Source organism: Kribbella sp. NPDC026596, from assembly GCF_040638415.1.
GTDB lineage: Bacteria > Actinomycetota > Actinomycetes > Propionibacteriales > Kribbellaceae > Kribbella.
The window spans coordinates 1-3,772 of sequence record NZ_JBEZYF010000148.1 but is presented as its reverse complement, the minus strand read 5'-3'; the positions used below and the strand labels follow the sequence as shown (position 1 = coordinate 3,772).

Genomic DNA, 3,772 nt, shown 5'->3' with positions numbered 1-3,772 from the left:
GCCATCACCGTCGTCGTGCTCGCGCTCGTTGCTGCTGGCAACGTGTGGGGCCTCGGCAAGTGGTGGAGCAGCCTGGACTTCGTCCGCAAGTACCCGTGGCTGCGGTGAACAGAACGACCAGCCGGCACGCGGGCTGTCCGTTGGTCGAAGGTCCTCCGCACCTCGGTCCATCCGGCGGGTGCGGAGGGCCTGCGTGGCCCTGCCGATGTCGACGGGAACGCGACAGGCTCGAAGTGACAGAGAGGTGACAGAGATGAGTACGTGGACGCGGACCGGTCCGGTCGTGGTTGAGGTTGACGGTACCGCGGAGAACCTGCGGATCGTCGACTACGCGGTCGCGGAGGCGCTGCGGTGTGGCGTGGAGCTGGTGCTGGTGGCGCCGTACACGGCCCATGGTTCGTTCTCGCCGATGATGCCGGGCTATTCGCCGAAGCCGCCGGCTGAGCTGGCCGACGACGCGTTGCGCGCCGCGGTGGCGCACGTTCGGCACTGCAACGGCTATGCGATGGAGTTGGCCGCGGTGGCCGGTGAGGGCTCGCGGCTGCGGGTGCTGGCGCACGCGGCGCGGAAGGCGCGGATGCTGGTCGTCGGGCGGGCGCGCAGTCGTGGTCCGCAGCGGCTGATCAACACCCACGCCAGCCTGACGCTGGCCAGTCGGGCCGGCTGCCCGGTGGTCGTCGTACCGGCTTCGTGGAAGCCGTCGCTGGTGGATCGCAAGGTTGCCGTCGGCATTGATGGTACGGGGCTGTCGACGGAGGCACTCGAGTTCGCCTTCGGTATGGCGGCCGGCCGGGAGGCTGATCTGATCGTCGTGCATGCGGGTCTGCCCGCTGAGCACGCCTGGAACGACGAGGACCCCGAACACTCCTGGATCAGCCGGGCGGATCACCTGCTGTCGGAGACGCTCGCGCCGTGGACGAGGCAGTTCCCGGATGTGAGGGTGACGCGGTTCCTGAGCAGCCGTCAGCCGGCTGCCGCGCTCGTCCACGAAAGTGGTGAGGTCGGCCTGGTGGTGGTCGGTTCGCACAGCGGCCCGTTGCCGGTCGATCCGGTGGCGCGCCGTTCGGTGGCCGCGATGACCTGCCCGGTCGCGATCGTGCCTCATCACCTGACCGCCACCGAGCGTGAGCACGTGCCGAACCGGCGCGGCGAAATCGTCGTACCGACGTACTGATTCTGATTGGAGGAATTTGATCATGTCCGGGACGGTTCGTGGGCTCGTGGTGTACGAGTCGATGTTCGGAAACACCGAGCGGATCGCGCGGGCGATCCGCGACGGGCTGCGGCAGAGTGTGGAGACGGAGATCGTGCCGGCGTACCGGGCGCCGACCGTCATTCCCGCCGACGTGGGGCTGCTGGTGGTCGGAGGGCCGACGCACGCGTTCTCGATGAGCCGGGTTTCGACTCGGCGGGACGCGGTGAAGCAGGGCGACGTGGTGATGCCGGTGGAGGTCGGGATCCGCGAGTGGCTCGGTGCGTTGGCCGCTGACGCGAGGTCCGGACGCCTTGAGGTGGCGACGTTCGACACCCGGATCGCCAAGGTGCGCCGGTTGCCGGGGTCGGCGGCGCGGTCGGCGGCGAAGCTGCTGCGGAAGCTGGGCTTCCGGCTGATCTCGCCATCGGCGAGCTTCTTCGTCGACGAGTCGACCGGGCCGATCCGCGAGGTCGAGATCGAGCGCGCTCGCCACTGGGGCGAGGAGCTCGGTCGTCTGCTGACTCACTCCGCGACAGCCGCCTGAAAGCCTGAGGAGGGGTGATGATGCACGCGATGGGCCCCGACGTGGGCTGGATCCTCCTGGTGGTCACGCTGTGGGTGCTCGTCGCCGGTGGAGCTGTGTGGGGCGCGCTCCGGCTGATCCACCAGCCACGTCCGACGCCCACCAGCATCCCGTCGCCGCTCGACATCCTCGAGCGCCGCTTCGCCGCCGGCAAGATCAGCCGCGAGGACTTCGACGAAGCCCGCGCCCGCCTCCGCGAGCACGAACTGGATCGCTGAAGGCAGCGGAAGAGGGCCTCACCGTCAACCGTGACGGTGAGGCCCCCTTTCGCGTTCACCAGGAGCGAATGCGGCGGCCGGTGAAGCGGTGGGGTTCGATGGCCATGTACGACTCGCGGGTTCCGCCGGCCCATGGCTTCACCCGGTCACGGGCGACATCGATCTCCTGGCTGGTGACCGGGCGGACCATGCCGTGCACCAGGACGCTCCAGCCAACCTGCAGACCCTCGTCGGTGAAGTCGAGCTCGAACGCGATCGGTTCCAGGTCGTACTGCGCGACCACGCTGTCGGACGCGGTCCGGAAGATGATCAGGCCGTTGAGGTAGCAGTAGTTGACCGGGATGACCATCAGCTCGTCGGCGCCGCTGTACGCGATCCGGCCGACACCCCCCGCCTCGATGAGCTTCACGCACTCCTCCTTGCGCATCGGCTCGAGTACGGGTGCCAGCGGCGGACGCTGCGGGGTCCTCGGCTCGTGCGGGCCGGTCAGGTCGCCGATGCTGATATCGAGGGCAGCCGACAACTGGGCGAGTTCTCTGCCCGTCAGTGCGAACGGCCGGGTCTCGACGTGCACGATGCGCTCCCTGCTCAAGCCCGTCCGCTGCGCGATGTCCGCGATGCTGAGGCCGAGGCCGAGCCGGCGCTCCCGGATGCGGATGCCGAGGTCGCTCGGTGTGCCTACGGTCTGTGACCTGGTGTCCATCGGAGTCCGCCTTTCCTCTGTTTCGACAGTTCCAGCCAATCAGGCGGGCATCCCGGCGGGCAGGGCAAGATGTCCTGAAGGAGCAGGGCCGGTCGGCACCTTCGCGCCGAAGGTCCCGGGTCGGGCGGGACCGTTGCCCCTGGCACGTTCCTGGCGAGGGCGCGATGCTGGTGGGAGAGGCCGGAGGAGATGGTGATGACGATCAGGGTGTTTCTGCTGGACGACCATGAGGTGGTTCGGCTGGGACTGCACCAGTTGCTGGATGCGGAGCCGGACATCGAGGTGGTCGGTGACGGCTCGACCGCGGCGGAGGGGATCGCGCGGATTCCCGCCGTACGTCCGGATGTCGCGGTCCTGGATGTCCGGTTGCCGGACGGCGACGGGATCACCGTGTGCCGGGAGGTCCGTTCGTTGATGGATGATCCGCCGGCGTGTTTGATGTTGACGTCGTACTCCGACGATCAGGCGCTGTTCACGGCGATCATGGCCGGCGCGGCGGGGTATCTGCTGAAGCAGGTGCACGGCGACGCGCTGATCGAGGCGGTACGGCGGATCGCGGCCGGTGAGTCGCTGCTGGATCCGACGATGACGGCGAAGGTGCTGGAGCGGCTGCGTCACCCGGTCGTCGACGAGGATCCCAGGTATGCGTCGCTGACCGATCAGGAACGCAAGATCCTGGCCGAGATCGCCGCGGGCAAGACCAACCGGCAGATCGCCCAATCGCTGTACCTGGCCGAGAAGACGGTCAAGAACTATGTCTCGTCGCTGCTGCGCAAACTCAACCTCGAACGCCGCACCGAAGCCGCCGTCTTCGCCGTCGAACACGCGAACAAGCACCCGCAGTCCTAGGCGGCTCGTGGCACCGTCGATGCCTGCGACGACCTTCTTCACGGTCAGGTCCGCGTCCCCGGCCAGCGCCAGTTCCTGATCTCGGGCATGTCCTCGCCGTGAGCGAGGATGTAGGCGTGGTGCCCGGCTCGCTGGTCGATGAGCCACTGCCGTACGTCGGCGGCCCGCTGGCCGAGGCCGGGGACGCGGTCGATGACGTCGAGGGCGAGGTGGTAGCGGTCCAG

6 protein-coding genes are annotated in these 3,772 nt (G+C 68.4%); 4 read left to right on the top strand and 2 right to left on the bottom strand.

Annotation, left to right across the window (positions count from 1 at the left end):
- Positions 1 to 253 precede the first annotated feature (253 nt).
- From AB0E63_RS46280 to AB0E63_RS46270, 3 genes are read left to right on the top strand one after another with little or no spacing between them, the layout of a single operon-like run.
- Positions 254 to 1,174, top strand: a complete 921-nt coding sequence (locus AB0E63_RS46280; RefSeq protein ID WP_360381252.1) for a universal stress protein — start codon at positions 254 to 256, stop codon at positions 1,172 to 1,174.
- A 22-nt stretch (positions 1,175 to 1,196) separates the two neighbouring features.
- Positions 1,197 to 1,739: a hypothetical protein gene (locus AB0E63_RS46275; protein ID WP_360381250.1), complete on the top strand. Its 543-nt coding sequence runs from the start codon at positions 1,197 to 1,199 to the stop codon at positions 1,737 to 1,739.
- Between the two features lie 17 nt (positions 1,740 to 1,756).
- On the top strand, positions 1,757 to 1,996 hold the full coding sequence (locus AB0E63_RS46270; RefSeq protein ID WP_360381248.1) for an SHOCT domain-containing protein: 240 nt from the start codon (positions 1,757 to 1,759) through the stop codon (positions 1,994 to 1,996).
- A gap of 55 nt (positions 1,997 to 2,051) precedes the next feature.
- Here AB0E63_RS46270 and AB0E63_RS46265 read toward each other — a convergent pair whose 3' ends face one another.
- Positions 2,052 to 2,699 (bottom strand): pyridoxamine 5'-phosphate oxidase family protein, encoded by a 648-nt coding sequence (locus tag AB0E63_RS46265; protein WP_360381245.1) that lies wholly within the window; start codon positions 2,697 to 2,699, stop codon positions 2,052 to 2,054.
- Positions 2,700 to 2,894: 195 nt separating this feature from the next.
- On the opposite strand from AB0E63_RS46265, the gene AB0E63_RS46260 reads away from it, so the two are divergent.
- Entirely contained in the window at positions 2,895 to 3,548 is a 654-nt protein-coding gene (locus tag AB0E63_RS46260) for a response regulator transcription factor (protein ID WP_360381243.1), read from the top strand.
- A gap of 44 nt (positions 3,549 to 3,592) precedes the next feature.
- On the opposite strand, the gene AB0E63_RS46255 is transcribed toward AB0E63_RS46260, so the two are convergent.
- Positions 3,593 to 3,772 (bottom strand): hypothetical protein (locus AB0E63_RS46255; RefSeq protein WP_360381241.1); only part of this gene is annotated, 180 nt, incomplete at its 5' end.